The following is a 13,326-nucleotide window of genomic DNA, read 5'->3' on the forward strand; positions in this document are numbered from 1 at the left end:
TCATACGGCCAGCGTCGGTCCGCACCGCCGGCGCGTCAGGGATGCCCACAGGGCACCGACGACCTCCTGCGGCGCGCAATCCCGCACGGTCGCGGCCAGAGCCGATCCGATGGCCTCGCTTTCGTCGAAGGCCAGCGACTCTTTCGTGGGGTAGTAGTTGAACAACGTGCTGAGGGAGACGTCCGCGGCGTCCGCGATCTCCCGCACACTCACCTGGTCGTAGCCGCGCTCCAGAAACAAGCGGAGCGCGGCATTGCCGATCGCCTTGCGGGTCTGGGCCTTCTTCCGCTCACGCCGGCCGCTCTCGCTCACGCCGCTGATCCTAAGTTCTCCGAGCGCTTCCTCACGGACGCACGGTCTGACGCGGTCCCACCCGGAGGACGGACAGGTAGCGGCGGGCGGCCCGGTCGTCCATTCGCGTCCGGATGCGTTCCGCCACGGCGTCGAGCAGGGGCTCCCGGACGTCTGGATCGAGTTTTCGGTAGAGGGAGTTCGATCGCAGGAGGTCGGCGAAGCCGGACCCGTCGAACCACTGGACGGTTTCGTGCCGGCGCACGGTCGGCGGGCCGAAGAGGGCGCCCGGATCCTCGACGGAACCCCACCCGTGGTCGGTCGCGCGAACCTCCGCCTCCAGTGGCGGGTGACGCCAGCCGGGGTTGCCCGGCGCGAACCGTTCGTGCAGGTCGGCGGTCTCGGCGTAGACCTCGGGCTCGCCCGGCCTGCGGACGACGACGTGGCCGAGCAGGGCCATCCAGCCGCCGGGCCGGAGCAGGTCGTGGGCCCGCGGCCAGCCGACCGAGGGGTCGACCCAGTGCCAGGAGGACGCGGCGACGATCAGGTCGAAGCGACGGCCCCGGTCGTCCCACTCCTCGAACGTGGCGCTCTCGAGGCAGACGTTGCCGAGCCGTTGACGCGCGATCGCGGCCAGTTCGGGGCCGGGCTCGATCGCGGTCACGTCGTAGCCTCGCGCGGCCAGCGAACGGGTGGCCAGCCCGGTACCGCTGCCGACTTCCAGCACCGCCGCCCCGTCCTCCGCCCCGGTGAGAGCCGCCAGCTCACGGAACAGCTCCGGGGGATAGCCGGGCCGCACCCGGTCGTAGAGCTCGGCCACCTCGTCGAACACCCGGCCGAGGTCGTGGGCGTCCATGGCCTCATCCTCCTCTCACGAACGACAAAACGACAATATCGACAAACCCCCTCCAACCATCCGTGCGGGCCGCCAGACTGACGCGAACTCCGCGACGGAAGGGACGCTCGTGACGATGGAGCGAAGGCGTTTCCTGGGATACGTGCTGGCGGCGCCGACCCTGGTCGCCGCGGCCGAGCTCGTGCCCGCGCCCCGGGCCCGCGCGGCGGGCCCTCGTCTGCCGTCGCCGGACGTCACCGAGATCGTCGACTTGAACGACGCGATGACGCTGGCGGCCGCGCCGACGTCGAACCTGATCTCGGTGATCGTGAACACCGACGGCACGGCCTCGTTCGCCCTGCCCCGGGCCGAGGTGGGCCAGGGCATCACGACGTCGAGCGCGATGCTCATCGCCGAGGAACTCACGCTGCCGCTGGACCGGATCCACGTCACGCTCGCGGACGCGCGGCCGGAGCTGCTGTTCAACCAGCTCACCGGCGGTTCGAACACGACGTTCTCCACCTACACCCCGATCCGGGTCGCCGCCGCCGTCGCCCGGGGCCGCCTGCTGCGGGCCGCCGCCGTCGCGCTGGGGACACCGGTGAGCGCGCTGACGCTGCGGGGCGGGTCGGTGGTGGACGCCACCGGCCGCACCGTCGGCCTCGGCGACCTGGCCGCGGCGGCGGCGAGCAGCCGCACCACACCGGTGGACGTCACGCTCACCGCCCGGGCGCAGTTCACGGTGATCGGCACACCGCGCAACCGGGTCGACGCGCTGGCCGCGGTGACCGGCCGCAAGAAGTTCGCGATGGACGTGCAGGTCCCGGACGCGAAACCGACGATGGTGTGCCGCCCGCCGACGATCAACGGCACGGTGCGTGCGGTGACCGACCTGGCCGGGATCCGGGTGATGCCCGGTGTCTCCGGCGTCGCGGTGATCTCCACCGGAGTGGCGGTCCGCGCGGAAACGTTCGGCCAGTGCATCGACGCGGTGCGGGCGCTGCACGTGTCCTGGGGCCCGGGCACCGCCGAGGGCAAGTCCGACGAGGACGTGCGGCACGAACTCGCCGCCGCCGAGATTCCGCTGGGCCCGAAGCCCCCGACCCCGTCGATCGAGGGCGTGTTCACGTTCGCGTTCCGCGGCAACAGCGCGCTGGAACCGAACTGCGCGGTCGCCGACGTCCGGCCCGGGAGCGCCGAGATCTGGGCCGCGCTCAAGTCCCCGATCGTGGCTCAGGAGGCGATCGCCGCTCGGCTGGGCCTGCCGATCCCGGCGGTGAAGGTCCACGTGGTGGAGGGCGGTGGCTCGTTCGGCCGCAAGCTCTTCTTCGACGCCGCGCTGGAGGCCGCCGAGGCGTCGAAAGCGTTCGGGAAGCCGGTCCGGCTGATGTGGCACCGCGCCGACGACGCCCGCCAGGGCCGGGCCCATCCGATGGCCCGGTCGCGGGTCCGGATCTCCTACCTGGGCGACGACGTGGTGTCGTTCGCCCAGCGTCACACCAGCGTCTCGACCGATCTCGGCCACGGCCTGGGCGAGCTGCTGACCGCGGTCGGCGCCCGGCTCCCGGTCGGCGACCAGACGTTCTCACAGTCGTTCTTCCAGCTCAGCCAGTCCACGCCCTACCGGTTCGGCACGGTCAGCCGGCTGCTGTCGGAGACCGACAAGGGCTTCAACACCGGCAGCATGCGCAACGTCTACTCGCCCGACGTCACCACCGCCCGCGAGCTGATGATCGATCAGCTGGCGGCCCGGCTCGGCAAGGATCCGTTCTCGCTCCGCCGGGACCTGCTGCAGAACCGTCGAGCCCGGGCCGCGCTCGAGAAGGTCGCCGAAGCCGGCGGCTGGGGACGGGACCTGCCGGCCGGCACCGCCCAGGGGCTCGCGCTGCACACCGAGTACAAGTCGGTCAGCGCCGCGCTGGTCGAGATCGACGTCCGCCCGGAGACCGTCGGCCGCCCGATCCGCGAGGGCGTCACCGGGCCCCGCGTCACGAAGGTCGTGATCGCCGTCGACGTGGGCCTGGCGGTCAACCCGCGCGGACTGGAAGCGCAGATGATGGGGTGCGCCATGGACGGCATCGCGCTGGCGCTGACCTCGAGTCTGCACCTGCGCGACGGCTACTTCCTCGAGGCGAGCTGGGACAACTACTTCTACACGAGGCAGTGGAACACCCCGCCGGACCTGCGGGTGATCGTCCTGCCCAGCACGTCCGAACAGCCCGGGGGAGCCGGCGAGCTCGGCGTCGCCACGACGTTCGCGGCCGTGGCCTGCGCCTATGCGCGGGCCACCGGCGCCGTGCCGACGAGCTTTCCGATCAATCACGCCACGATCGGTTTCCCGGTCAAACCCACGATCCCGCCGGTTCCGCCCTCGCCGACCGACGGCCGGGCGCTGGCCCGGTAAGGAGCGACATGCCGCAGCACACGTTCCGCGTCAACGGCTCGCCGGTGAGCGTCGAGGTGGGTGACGACGTCCGCCTGTTGTGGGTTCTCCGGGACGTCCTCGGCATCACCGGGCCCAAGTACGGCTGCGGGATCAACGTCTGCAAGGCCTGTACGAGTCACCTGAACGGGAAGGCCGTCAACCCGTGCGCGATCCCGGTCGGCGACCTGGAGCCGGACGACGAGGTCACGACCATCGAAGGTCTGCCGGCGACGGTCGGGGCCGAGCTCCATCCGATGCAGCAGGCCTGGCTGGATCACGACGTGGCCCAGTGCGGGTACTGCCAGCCGGGGCAGATCATGGCGGCGGTCGCGCTGGTCCGGCGCGTGAAGGCCGAGGGGCGGGAGATCACCGACGCCGACCTGGACGGGATCCGGAACGTCTGCCGGTGCGGCACGTACGTCCGCATCCGCCGGGCGATCCGCGCCGGAGCCCAACGGATGTGACACGACCGGGATGCTCGTCTTCCTGCGGAGCTACCCGGGCGTTCGCGGACCACGTCCGCGGTGAGCTCGTCGTCCGGGCTCTAGGGTGTTCCCGTGCGGCTCCGGGATGTGACGCTGGACGACGTCGACGCGTACGTGCGGATGCGGTGTGACCCGGTCATGATGGCCGAGCTCGGTGGTCCGGTGCCTCGGGAGGGCATCGAAGACAAGGTCGCGCGGGACGTCCGGACGGTGGAGTCGGGCGAGGGCTGGATCAAGATCGTGACCCCGGACGACTCCGACGAGCCGATGGGGCACATCACGCTCTGGTCGCACACCGACCACGGCGATCGGATGACCGAGATGGGCTGGATGGTGCTGCCGGAGTACCAGGGCCGCGGTGTCGGCAAGTGGGGCGTGCGCACGGTGCTCGACCGCGCCGCCGCGGACGGCCGCTGGGGTCGCGTCAACGCGTTTCCCGGGGTGAACAACGGGCCGAGCAACGGCATCTGCCGCTCGCTGGGCTTCACGTTCCCCGGCCCGGTCGAGATCGACGAGAACGGCGAGCTGATCGTCCTCAACCACTGGACCATCAACCCGTCCTGAGCGCCCGACGCGTCGGGTGGCCGAGTCCCCGGCACCGGGCCGTCCTGTATCTGCCGGCGGTCCCCGACCGGCACCTAGAATTGGCGCTCGATCAGCGCCAGCAACTCGTCGTGGGTCGCCCGGTCCGCGGCGGCGACCAGCCCGCCGACCCCGGAGTGCAGCGGTTGCCCCCGTAATCCGGTGACCACGCAACCGGCCGCCCGGCAGAGCGCGATACCGGCGGCGAAGTGCACGTTGTCCCAGACGTCGTTGTCGGTCACGTACGCCGCCCGGCGCCCGGCGGCGACCCAGGCCACGGCGAGCGAAGTGGACACCATCCGCGGGCGGAACCGGGCGGCGAACCCCGGGTCGGCCAGGAGGTGGACCGCCCGGAAGCGCGGCGCGTTGGGGAACGGCGGTTCCACGTCGACGTCCACCAGGCCCGAATCGCCCGACGGGGCGAGCGGTTCGTCGGCGCCGCCGCGACGCAGGAAGGCGCGCACGCCGTCGGTCCAGAACACCTCACCGGTGAACGGGTCGGCCGCGGCGGCCACCGGGACCTCGGCGCCGATCCGCAGTGCGACGTTCACCGCGACCAGCCTGGTGTGCGCGGTGTAGTTCAGCGTCCCGCACAGCGGATCGACCAGCCACACCCGGTCGGAATCGCCGGCGCCCGAGCGTCCGCCCTCCTCGCCCACCACGACGTCGCCGGGGCGGGCAGTGCGCAGGATCTCGACGATGGCCCGTTCCGACTCGAGGTCGGCCGCGGTGGCGAAGTCGCCGCCGCCTTTGTCGACGCGCGCCAGCGATGTCCCGAACCGCGAGCGCACCGTGGCGGCGCCGGTCTGCGCCGCCACGATCGCGAGGTCGGGATCAGTGATCGCCATGTTCACCACGGTAGGCCCGGGCTGCGAGCAGAGGACTCGAACCTCTATCAACCGGTCCAGAGCCGGTCGTGCTGCCGATTGCACCAGCTCGCAAAGGGCCGGGCGGCGGGGAGTAGGACCGCCGCCCGGCACCGTCAGCGGAAGGACAGCGCGCCCCACGCCGGCCTGGCCGGCGTCAGGAGCAGGTGCGCTTCGGACGGGGTCCGGTCGCCCTTCCGCTGGTTGCCGTCGCCGCACGCGGCGACGCAGCGTGTCCGGTACGAAAAGCCGCCCGTTCCCGGTCGGGAGGGCGGCTGACCAGCGCTGGACGCGCTAGCTTCGCCACCGTCCCCGAGGGGCTTCCGGCATCTGGGCGGACCGCCCCGGGCACGGGACAGCGTCGCCGAGCAGCGGAACTTGCTGCTCCGCGATACTGGTGTTCCGCGCCATGGCCTTCTCCCGAATCAATTGGTGTTTCCGGTGCTGAAAGAACCGTAAGTGACGTGTCTGCGACCGCCAACTCAATTACGGCGCCGCTCGGACCGGGCGCGGAGCCACCGCGCGAAGTCAGACGCTCCGCCGGGAGCGAACGCGGGCGACGCCGCCGAGGGTGACGGCGGTCAGCCCGAGCAGGACGGCGGCGTAGCCCCCGACGACGCCGCTTCCGCTGCCCGGTCCGCCGTCGGCGGTGGCGACGACCAGTCCGCCGGTGACGAGGCCGGCCGCCCCGGCCAGTAAGGCGGTGGTGGAGGTGCGCGTGCGGGAACGGGGCGCGAGGGCGACGCCGCCGAGGATCGCGCCGGTCAGCGCTACCAGTGCGGCAGCGGTAGCGACGAGCCGCCCTCCGGTCAGGGTGTAGGCGTCGACAGCGGATGACGCGATCGGCATCATGCGAGCTCCTCCGTGGTTCGGGCCGGTTCTCGCTGATCCTGGCTCCCGGGCGGGTCGCTCCGCGTCGTGCGGGCGCAGACACCTCCGACTGCGTCGGGCGGATCGGGTGGACTACTGCGAACGCGGTAGCCGCTCGTTCCGCGGGAGGAGCCGCCCGGGCGAATATCCGTCTAAGGTGCGCGCATGAGCGGGGTCCGGGACTGGGCGGTCGCGCTGGGCGTCGCGGTCATCCTGCTGGTCGCCGGGTTGTCCGATCAGGAGGTCGCGCCGGTCGGCTATCCCCTGCTCGTGCTGGGCGGGTTGGCCTTGGCCGCGCGCCGGCGGTTTCCCGTGGGCGTGCTGGTCGTCACCGGACTGTGCGCGGTGGGCTACCAGGCGGCCGGGTTCGACGTGTTCGCGGTCGCGTATCTGATCGCGGTGTACGGGGCGGTACGCGCGGGCCGGCACGTCGCCACCGTGGCGGTGAGCCTTCTCGTGCTCGCCGGGCTTCCGCTGGCCGCGTTGGCGTCGGGTATGGACGGAGCGGGTGCGGCGCTGACGCATGCCCGGGACGTCCTCCAGCTGGCCTGGCTGATCGCGGCCGGCGCGGCCGGTGAGGCGCTGCGCCAGGCCGAGCGGAGGGCCGAGGAAGCCGAGCGCACCCGCGAGGAGGTGGCGCGGCGCCGCGCAGACGAGGAGCGCCTCCACCTCGCGCGGGAGCTGCACGATTCGTTGACCCACCAGATTTCGGTGATCAAAGTGCAGGCCGAAGCCGCGGTCCACCTCGCGCACAAACGCGGCGAGCCCGTCGATGACGCGATGCTGGCGATCCGGGACGCCGGCCGCGAGGCCGCACGGGAGTTGCGCGCGACCCTGGAGGCGTTGCGCGACGACGAAGGGACTCCGCCGCACGGAATCGGCCACCTGCCGGATCTGGTGCGGCAGGCCCGCACGACCGGTCTGGACGTCACGCTGCAGATCGACGGTGAACCGTCCGAGTTGCCGTCCGCGGTGGAGCGCACCGCGTTCCGCATCGTCCAGGAGTCACTGACCAACGTCACCCGGCACGCCGCCGCGACCACTACGACGGTCCGGATCGGGTACCGGCCTGACGCGGTCACCGTCCGGGTGGACGACGACGGCCGGGCCGGCCCGGAGTCACCCCCGGTGCCCGGCGTCGGGCTGCTCGGCATGCGCGAACGCGTGACCGCGCTCGGCGGGACGCTGCGCACGGGAGCCCGCGGTGACGGTGGCTTCACCGTCCAGGCCGAGCTGCCGGTGGTGCGGCGCGCGTGATCCGCGTCCTGCTGGTCGACGACCAGCCACTGATTCGCAGCGGGTTCCGTGCGCTGCTCGAGGCCGAAGACGACCTCGAGGTCGTGGCCGAGGCCGGCGACGGTCGCGAGGGGGTGGCCCAGGCGCGTACGCATCGGCCGGACGTGGCACTCGTCGACGTCCGGATGCCGGTCGCCGACGGTATCGAGGTCACCCGGCAGATCGCGGGCGATCCCGCGCTGGCCGCCGTGCACGTGGTGATCCTCACCAACTACGGCCTCGACGAGTACGTGTTCCACGCCCTGCGGGCCGGCGCCGCCGGGTTCCTGGTCAAAGACATCGAGCCGGAGGACTTCCTGCATGCCGTCCGCGTCGCGGCGCGCGGCGACGCGCTGCTCGCGCCGTCGATCACCCGCAAACTGATCGACCGATACGTCACCCGGCCCGCCGAGGTCGACGCCGCGGCGCTCACCGCGTTGACGCACCGGGAACGCGAGGCGGTGGTGCTGGTGGCGCAGGGGTTGTCGAACGTGCAGATCGCCGAGCGCATGGTGATCAGCCCGGTGACCGCGAAAACCCACGTCAACCGGGCGATGAGCAAGCTCGGGGTTCGCGATCGGGCGCAACTGGTGGTCGTCGCCTACGAGTCCGGCCTGCCGGCGCCCGAGGCGCACGGCCCTGCCCGGCGGCGTGGCCGGAAGGGCTAGCGGGTGTCACCGACCGGACACTGTCCAAGACAAGACACAGTGGACTCATAGAAAGCTGATGTCGCCTCTGATACGTTCCGTAACCTCCGTCACCCGCGACGGGCCCCCACCCTCAGGTCATGCACTCAGCTGACCGCTACTCCCCGTGGAGCAATTCCAGTGGCACTTCGTGACAAGATGCGTGAGTCGGCACAGCCGTTCCTGGCACCCGGCGAGACTCTCACCCAGGTGATCGGCGCGCAGACGGCCAGCCAGTACGTCGCCGCGTTCGCCGGCATCTTCGTGTTCCTCGGCCTCAACCGCTACCGCATCCTCGCGGTCACCTCGCAGCGCATCCTGGTGCTCGACGCGGGCCCGGCGAGCATGAAGAAGGCGAAGAGCGTGGTGACCGAACTGCCCCGCGCGACCCGTCTCGGCCCGGCCAACGGTGTCTGGCACGTCCTGCCCGTCGCCAACGAGAAGCTGCGCATCCACCGCCGGTTCTTCAAGGACATCGAGGCCGCCGACGCGGTGCTCTCCGGCCGCTGAACCGGCCGGCCCGCGTGAGCGGCCCCTTCGTCCCGCGGTGGACGAAGGGGCCGCTGCTGTATCGGGCCGGGCCCGCCGGGCCGTCGTGCTCGGCGGGCCCGGGCAGAATTACTCAGGTGCTTCCCACCCGGGTAGCCGACGCTGAACGCATGACAGTCACCTCGGAAGCGCCCGATCGGGTCGTGCTGCGCCCGCTCGACGAAACCGCTCGGACGTACCTGGTCGAACGCGCGCGGAAGCGCCTGATCGATCCGGCCGAGCCGCCGGCCCGAGCCACCCGTGCGGTGGTCACCCGGTAGGGTGTCGCCAACGTCGCGTGCCGGTGGCAGTCCGTGTCAGGCATGGAGGCGTCGGACCGAAGGAGCACGACGTGATGTCGGCCCCTTCGCCCGTCACCTGTGGGTGAGGGCGACAAAGCCAGGCTGGTGGCCTGGAACCGGGAATTGACCGAGGTCCATGCGCGCCTTCGGGCCGCGTTGAGCGCGACCCGAGACGTGACCGGTGCGCGTGATCTCCTGCTGTACTGCCACGGCTTCTGCGCGGCACTCACCGGGCACCACGAGGGCGAAGACCGTGAGCTGTTCCCCGCGCTGGTCGCACAGCATCCGGAACTGCGCGACACGGTCCGCCGTCTCGAGCAGGACCATTCGATGATCGCCTACCTGCTCGGCGGCCTGCAGGCCGCCGTCGACCGGTCGGCGACGCCGGCCGAGCTGGAACGGCACCTCGAAGGCGTGGCCGCGATCATGGAATCGCACTTCCGCTACGAGGAGCGCACGCTCCTCCCGTCCCTCGAAACGCTCGTTCTGGACGCCGATCCGCGCGCCGCGCTAGGCCCGCTGTAGCACCCGGAACACCGGGTACCCGGGGGCGACGCGGTCGAAGGCGACCAGCGGTGCCCCCGGCGGGACCGGGATGTGCACGCGGCCACTGGGCGCGATCTCGACGTATCGCCGCAGGATCGGCGCGCGCTCGGCGGCCGTCACGGGCTCCAGCCGGACCGGATCGCCCCGCAGCACCGCGGCCCCGGCGCTCGCGCCGACGTTGCGCACCCAGTTCGTCCGCTCGCCCAGCATCGCGACGAGGTACCGGCCGCCGTCGTAGTCGGTGACGACGACCGGGAACGCGATCGTGCGTCCGCTCCGGCGGCCGGGTACCTCGAGCGTCGCGAGACGGCCCGGTCGCCGGTCGGCCATCCGTCTGGCGACGCGGTTGGCCAGTTTCGCGATCGGGTTCGGTCGTCCACCGCGGTAGATCCGCCGGAGGAAGTCGCTGTAGGTGAGCACACCGGTAGCCTCGGCGCGCTCCTCGTCGAACGGCAGGGGCAGAGGTCCCGAATCAGACGCCGGAGTGGTGTTCGGCGTCGTACTCGTCCCGGGCCTTCTCGACGCTTCGTGAGTTCGCCGCCGCCCACTCCAGCATCGGCTGGATCGACTCGAGCAGGCTCACCCCCATCGGCGTCAGCGCGTAGCTGACGTTCGGCGGCATCACCTCGTGCACGGTCCGCGACAGGACGCCGTCCCGCTCCAGGTTGCGGAGCGTGACGGTCAGCATCCGCTGACTGATCCCGTCGAGGCCCCGCTTGACCTCGGTGAACCGGCGCGGGCCGTCGCCCAGAAACGTGACGGCGAGAAGCGACCACTTGTCTTCGACGATCGGCCGGCACCCTACCCGGCTAGCGCTCACGGTTACCTCCAGGGAACCGAGTCACCGCAAAGTGCCTGATTGCGCCCTGCATCGGTGCATCCAATCATGACCTCATGTCCACCTACCTGCTCGTCCATGGTGCCTGGCACGACGGAACCGCCTGGCAGCGCGTGGTACCGCTGCTGGCCGACGCCGGTCACCGGGTGCTCGCGCCGTCGCTGACCGGCTACGGCGACCGCGCCCACCTCCTCGGCCCGGACGTCGGCCTCGACACCCACGTCGACGACGTCGTCCGCCTCCTGACCGACGAGGACCTGACCGACGTGATCCTGGTCGGGCACAGCTACGCCGGCCTGGTCGTCGCCGGGGCGTCCGAGCGGGTCCCGGAGTGCATCTCACGGCTGGTCTTCCTCGACGCGATGGTCCCCGCGGACGGCGAGAGCGCGGTCGACGTCATGCCGATCACCCAGGTCCTGATCGACCGGGCCGCCCCCGGATGGCGGATCCCGCCGTTGCCCGAGGGACCCGGCGGGCTGTTCGGCGTCACCGACCCGGACGACGTCGCCTGGCTGCATACGATGTTGTCCGACCAGCCGGCGCTCTGCCTGCAGCAGCCGGTGCACCTCGGCAACCCGGCCGCGCGGCGGATTCCGCGTACCCACATCCACTGCACGGCCGGAGCGCCGCCGGAGCGCAGGCCGGTACCGCCGGAGGACGACGTCTGGGAGCTCCCGACCGGCCACGACTGCATGATCACGATGCCGGTCGAGCTCACCGAACTACTGCTGAAGCTGGACGCCTGAGCGGTCCGGGCTGATCGGCTGACAACCGTTACCGGCGGAGCGGAGTTCAGACGGATGTGACAACAAGGAGCTACGGGTGATCGCCCGCGGGTACCAGCGCGAGTTCGAGGAGTTCGTACGGGACTCCTCCGACCGCCTGGTCCGCACCGCGTATCTGCTGTGCGGCGACCGCGGCCACGCCGAGGACATGACCCAGACCGCGCTGCTGCGGACCGCACGGCGCTGGCGGTCGGCGCGCACGAGCCCGGAGGCCTACGCCCGCCGGGTCGTCGTGAACCTGGCCAAGGACCGGTGGCGGGCACTGTCCCGGCGTCCACCGGAGACCGGGCTGGAGGTCGACGTCCCGATCGCGACCGACGGACCGGCCGACGCGGACGACCGTCTGCTGCGCGCCGTGCGGACGCTGCCCGACGGGCAGCAGGCCGTGCTCGTGCTGCGGTTCTTCGACGACCTGTCGGTCGCCGAGACCGCGGCCGCGCTGGGCTGCAGTGACGGCACGGTCAAGTCGCAGACCGCGCGGGCACTGGAACGGCTCCGATCGATCTACGCACCGGAAAGGGAACACCGATGATCACCGACGAGGATCTGAGCCGCCGTCTGGGAGCCGCGTTCTCGGACGCCGCCGCCGACCTGCGGTACTCCGGGCCGGTACCGACCGCCCGACGCACGCCGTCCGCCGCCTGGCTCGCGCTGCCGGTCGTCGCGGCGGCGGCCGGGGCCGTCGCCGTCGGCGCACCGCTGCTGGACCATTCGTCCTCCACGCCGGTGCCGCTGGCGGTGCCGCACACCGGGCCGGCCGCGACCCGTTCCGCGGGCGTCGGCCCGGAGATGGTGACGAAGACGATCGCGCTCGCGGGTTACGAGTTCACCTACACCGCCCCGGCCGGGTCACCCGATCCGTTGCGCTACAGCCAGGATCCGGGCCCGGTTCCGGCCGGCGCCCGCCCCATCGACCTGCCGAAGGGAGCCGTGCCCGGCCACGCCTGGATCGGCAAGGACCCGGCGACCGGTGACGCGGCGCTCTGGGTGCAGGTACCGACCCGCAACCAGGGCCAGGTCTTCGCGATCTACTCGTCGGTCTGGAGTCAGGACCAGCTCATCGACCTGCTCCACAACGGGCACCACTCATAGCACCCGGGTGAGCCACTCCCGGCGGGTCGCCCAGGCCTGCCGGGCCAGCCGGGAGTCCGGGACGAAGCCGTCGAAGCCGTGGAACGCGCCCGGCCAGACGTGCAGCTCGGCGACGCCACCGGCCTGCCAGATCGCGTTCGCATAGGCGACGTCCTCGTCCCGGAACGTCTCCGCGCTGCCGACGTCGACATAGGCCGGAGGCAGCCCGGACAGGTCGGTGGCGCGGGCCGGGGCCGCGTACGGCGAGACGTCCGGCCCACCGGCGGCGTCACCGAGCAGGCAGCCCCAGCCGAACGCGTTGGCCCGCCGGTCCCAGACGCCGTGGCCGTCCTCCACCGGCTGCGGATGCGGGTGCTCGGGCGCCAGCCCGTAGTTCACCGCGATTACGGCCGCCGGCAGGTCGGCGACCAGGTCGAGCATTTGCACCAGCCCGCCGGAGCGGTTGTCGCCCATCACCATCCCGCCGCCGTGCATCCAGTACAGCGCGGGCACCGGCCCCGGTGCGTCCGCCGGAAGGCAGATCACCAGCGGTCCGTCCTCGGTGATCCGGAACCGGCCGTCGCGGCTGAGCTCCTCGTCCGTGGGACGCGGTTGCAGTGGGCTCGGCCGGCGAACGGCGGGAAGCTCCTCGCGGGTCGGAGGCGGGCCGATGAGGTGGGCGATCGACTCCAGGAACGTGCCCAGCTCGGGGTCGAACGGCGGAGGCTTCATGCCTACGCCTTCCCCCGGCGACGTCAGTCCGGGTGGCCGGGGGCGAGGAGCTTCGTCGCCAGGATCGCCGCCTGCGTCCGCCGTTCCAGGCCGAGCTTGGAGAGCAGGCTCGACACGTAGTTCTTGACGGTCTTCTCGGCGAGGAACATTTCCTCGCCGATCTGGCGGTTGGTCATGCCCTGGGCGATCAGTTCGAGGATCCGCCGTTC

The 13,326-nt window shown here is 71.7% G+C and carries 19 protein-coding genes and 1 tRNA gene; 11 read left to right on the top strand and 9 right to left on the bottom strand.

Going from position 1 to position 13,326, the window contains the following annotated elements; translation table 11 throughout:
- Together ACIBZJ_RS37720 and ACIBZJ_RS37725 are read right to left on the bottom strand one after the other, a co-directional pair.
- On the bottom strand, nucleotides 1–312 hold the full coding sequence (locus ACIBZJ_RS37720) for a TetR/AcrR family transcriptional regulator (RefSeq protein ID WP_395938423.1): 312 nt from the start codon (nucleotides 310–312) through the stop codon (nucleotides 1–3).
- A gap of 31 nt (nucleotides 313–343) precedes the next feature.
- The gene (locus ACIBZJ_RS37725) at nucleotides 344–1,147 is read right to left on the bottom strand and encodes a class I SAM-dependent methyltransferase (protein ID WP_395938424.1); all 804 of its coding nucleotides are present in this window, start codon (nucleotides 1,145–1,147) and stop codon (nucleotides 344–346) included.
- A 115-nt stretch (nucleotides 1,148–1,262) separates the two neighbouring features.
- Between ACIBZJ_RS37725 and ACIBZJ_RS37730 the strand changes: the two genes are divergently transcribed.
- The 3 genes from ACIBZJ_RS37730 to ACIBZJ_RS37740 all read left to right on the top strand — a co-directional run bounded on the left by ACIBZJ_RS37730 (nucleotide 1,263) and on the right by ACIBZJ_RS37740 (nucleotide 4,600).
- Nucleotides 1,263–3,530, top strand: a complete 2,268-nt coding sequence (locus ACIBZJ_RS37730) for a molybdopterin cofactor-binding domain-containing protein (RefSeq protein ID WP_395938425.1) — start codon at nucleotides 1,263–1,265, stop codon at nucleotides 3,528–3,530.
- An 8-nt stretch (nucleotides 3,531–3,538) separates the two neighbouring features.
- Entirely contained in the window at nucleotides 3,539–4,015 is a 477-nt protein-coding gene (locus ACIBZJ_RS37735; protein WP_395938426.1) for a (2Fe-2S)-binding protein, read from the top strand.
- A gap of 93 nt (nucleotides 4,016–4,108) precedes the next feature.
- Nucleotides 4,109–4,600 (top strand): GNAT family N-acetyltransferase, encoded by a 492-nt coding sequence (locus tag ACIBZJ_RS37740; RefSeq protein WP_395938427.1) that lies wholly within the window; start codon nucleotides 4,109–4,111, stop codon nucleotides 4,598–4,600.
- Nucleotides 4,601–4,674: 74 nt separating this feature from the next.
- Here ACIBZJ_RS37740 and ACIBZJ_RS37745 read toward each other — a convergent pair whose 3' ends face one another.
- From ACIBZJ_RS37745 to ACIBZJ_RS37755, 3 genes are all read right to left on the bottom strand, one after another.
- Nucleotides 4,675–5,466: an inositol monophosphatase family protein gene (locus ACIBZJ_RS37745; RefSeq protein WP_395938428.1), complete on the bottom strand. Its 792-nt coding sequence runs from the start codon at nucleotides 5,464–5,466 to the stop codon at nucleotides 4,675–4,677.
- A gap of 21 nt (nucleotides 5,467–5,487) precedes the next feature.
- A tRNA-Gln gene (locus tag ACIBZJ_RS37750) sits at nucleotides 5,488–5,559 on the bottom strand.
- Nucleotides 5,560–6,012: 453 nt separating this feature from the next.
- Entirely contained in the window at nucleotides 6,013–6,336 is a 324-nt protein-coding gene (locus ACIBZJ_RS37755; RefSeq protein ID WP_395938429.1) for a DUF6223 family protein, read from the bottom strand.
- A gap of 183 nt (nucleotides 6,337–6,519) precedes the next feature.
- Here ACIBZJ_RS37755 and ACIBZJ_RS37760 point away from each other — a divergent pair, with 183 nt between their 5' ends.
- The 5 genes from ACIBZJ_RS37760 to ACIBZJ_RS37780 all read left to right on the top strand — a co-directional run bounded on the left by ACIBZJ_RS37760 (nucleotide 6,520) and on the right by ACIBZJ_RS37780 (nucleotide 9,670).
- Nucleotides 6,520–7,611 (top strand): sensor histidine kinase, encoded by a 1,092-nt coding sequence (locus ACIBZJ_RS37760; protein ID WP_395938430.1) that lies wholly within the window; start codon nucleotides 6,520–6,522, stop codon nucleotides 7,609–7,611.
- Entirely contained in the window at nucleotides 7,608–8,297 is a 690-nt protein-coding gene (locus tag ACIBZJ_RS37765; RefSeq protein ID WP_395938431.1) for a response regulator, read from the top strand. Before ACIBZJ_RS37760 ends, ACIBZJ_RS37765 begins: the two co-directional genes overlap by 4 nt.
- 159 nt (nucleotides 8,298–8,456) lie before the next feature.
- A complete protein-coding gene (locus ACIBZJ_RS37770; protein WP_395938432.1) occupies nucleotides 8,457–8,825 on the top strand; it encodes a hypothetical protein in 369 nt (122 codons plus the stop codon).
- A 149-nt stretch (nucleotides 8,826–8,974) separates the two neighbouring features.
- Nucleotides 8,975–9,124, top strand: coding sequence for a hypothetical protein (locus ACIBZJ_RS37775; RefSeq protein WP_395938433.1), 150 nt, complete (start codon nucleotides 8,975–8,977; stop codon nucleotides 9,122–9,124).
- 99 nt (nucleotides 9,125–9,223) lie between these two features.
- Complete coding sequence (locus ACIBZJ_RS37780; RefSeq protein ID WP_395938434.1) at nucleotides 9,224–9,670, top strand: hemerythrin domain-containing protein; 447 nt, start codon at nucleotides 9,224–9,226, stop codon at nucleotides 9,668–9,670.
- Here ACIBZJ_RS37780 and ACIBZJ_RS37785 read toward each other — a convergent pair.
- Together ACIBZJ_RS37785 and ACIBZJ_RS37790 are read right to left on the bottom strand one after the other, a co-directional pair.
- Nucleotides 9,656–10,111, bottom strand: coding sequence for a nitroreductase family deazaflavin-dependent oxidoreductase (locus ACIBZJ_RS37785; protein WP_395938435.1), 456 nt, complete (start codon nucleotides 10,109–10,111; stop codon nucleotides 9,656–9,658). The two genes, ACIBZJ_RS37780 and ACIBZJ_RS37785, sit on opposite strands and share 15 nt — an antisense overlap.
- 52 nt (nucleotides 10,112–10,163) lie before the next feature.
- On the bottom strand, nucleotides 10,164–10,511 hold the full coding sequence (locus ACIBZJ_RS37790) for a winged helix-turn-helix transcriptional regulator (RefSeq protein ID WP_395938436.1): 348 nt from the start codon (nucleotides 10,509–10,511) through the stop codon (nucleotides 10,164–10,166).
- Nucleotides 10,512–10,585: 74 nt separating this feature from the next.
- Here ACIBZJ_RS37790 and ACIBZJ_RS37795 point away from each other — a divergent pair, with 74 nt between their 5' ends.
- The 3 genes from ACIBZJ_RS37795 (at nucleotide 10,586) to ACIBZJ_RS37805 (ending at nucleotide 12,406) form a co-directional block, all read left to right on the top strand.
- On the top strand, nucleotides 10,586–11,275 hold the full coding sequence (locus ACIBZJ_RS37795; RefSeq protein ID WP_395938437.1) for an alpha/beta fold hydrolase: 690 nt from the start codon (nucleotides 10,586–10,588) through the stop codon (nucleotides 11,273–11,275).
- 76 nt (nucleotides 11,276–11,351) lie between these two features.
- The gene (locus ACIBZJ_RS37800) at nucleotides 11,352–11,846 is read left to right on the top strand and encodes a SigE family RNA polymerase sigma factor (RefSeq protein ID WP_395938438.1); all 495 of its coding nucleotides are present in this window, start codon (nucleotides 11,352–11,354) and stop codon (nucleotides 11,844–11,846) included.
- On the top strand, nucleotides 11,843–12,406 hold the full coding sequence (locus ACIBZJ_RS37805) for a hypothetical protein (RefSeq protein WP_395938439.1): 564 nt from the start codon (nucleotides 11,843–11,845) through the stop codon (nucleotides 12,404–12,406). The genes ACIBZJ_RS37800 and ACIBZJ_RS37805 overlap by 4 nt, the downstream gene beginning before the upstream one ends.
- On the opposite strand, the gene ACIBZJ_RS37810 is transcribed toward ACIBZJ_RS37805, so the two are convergent.
- Together ACIBZJ_RS37810 and ACIBZJ_RS37815 are read right to left on the bottom strand one after the other, a co-directional pair.
- The gene (locus tag ACIBZJ_RS37810) at nucleotides 12,401–13,117 is read right to left on the bottom strand and encodes an alpha/beta hydrolase (protein WP_395938440.1); all 717 of its coding nucleotides are present in this window, start codon (nucleotides 13,115–13,117) and stop codon (nucleotides 12,401–12,403) included. The two genes, ACIBZJ_RS37805 and ACIBZJ_RS37810, sit on opposite strands and share 6 nt — an antisense overlap.
- A gap of 23 nt (nucleotides 13,118–13,140) precedes the next feature.
- On the bottom strand, nucleotides 13,141–13,326 hold a 186-nt coding region (locus ACIBZJ_RS37815; RefSeq protein WP_395938441.1), incomplete at its 5' end, for a response regulator transcription factor.

Source organism: Cryptosporangium sp. NPDC051539 (genome assembly GCF_044454545.1).
GTDB lineage: Bacteria > Actinomycetota > Actinomycetes > Mycobacteriales > Cryptosporangiaceae > Cryptosporangium.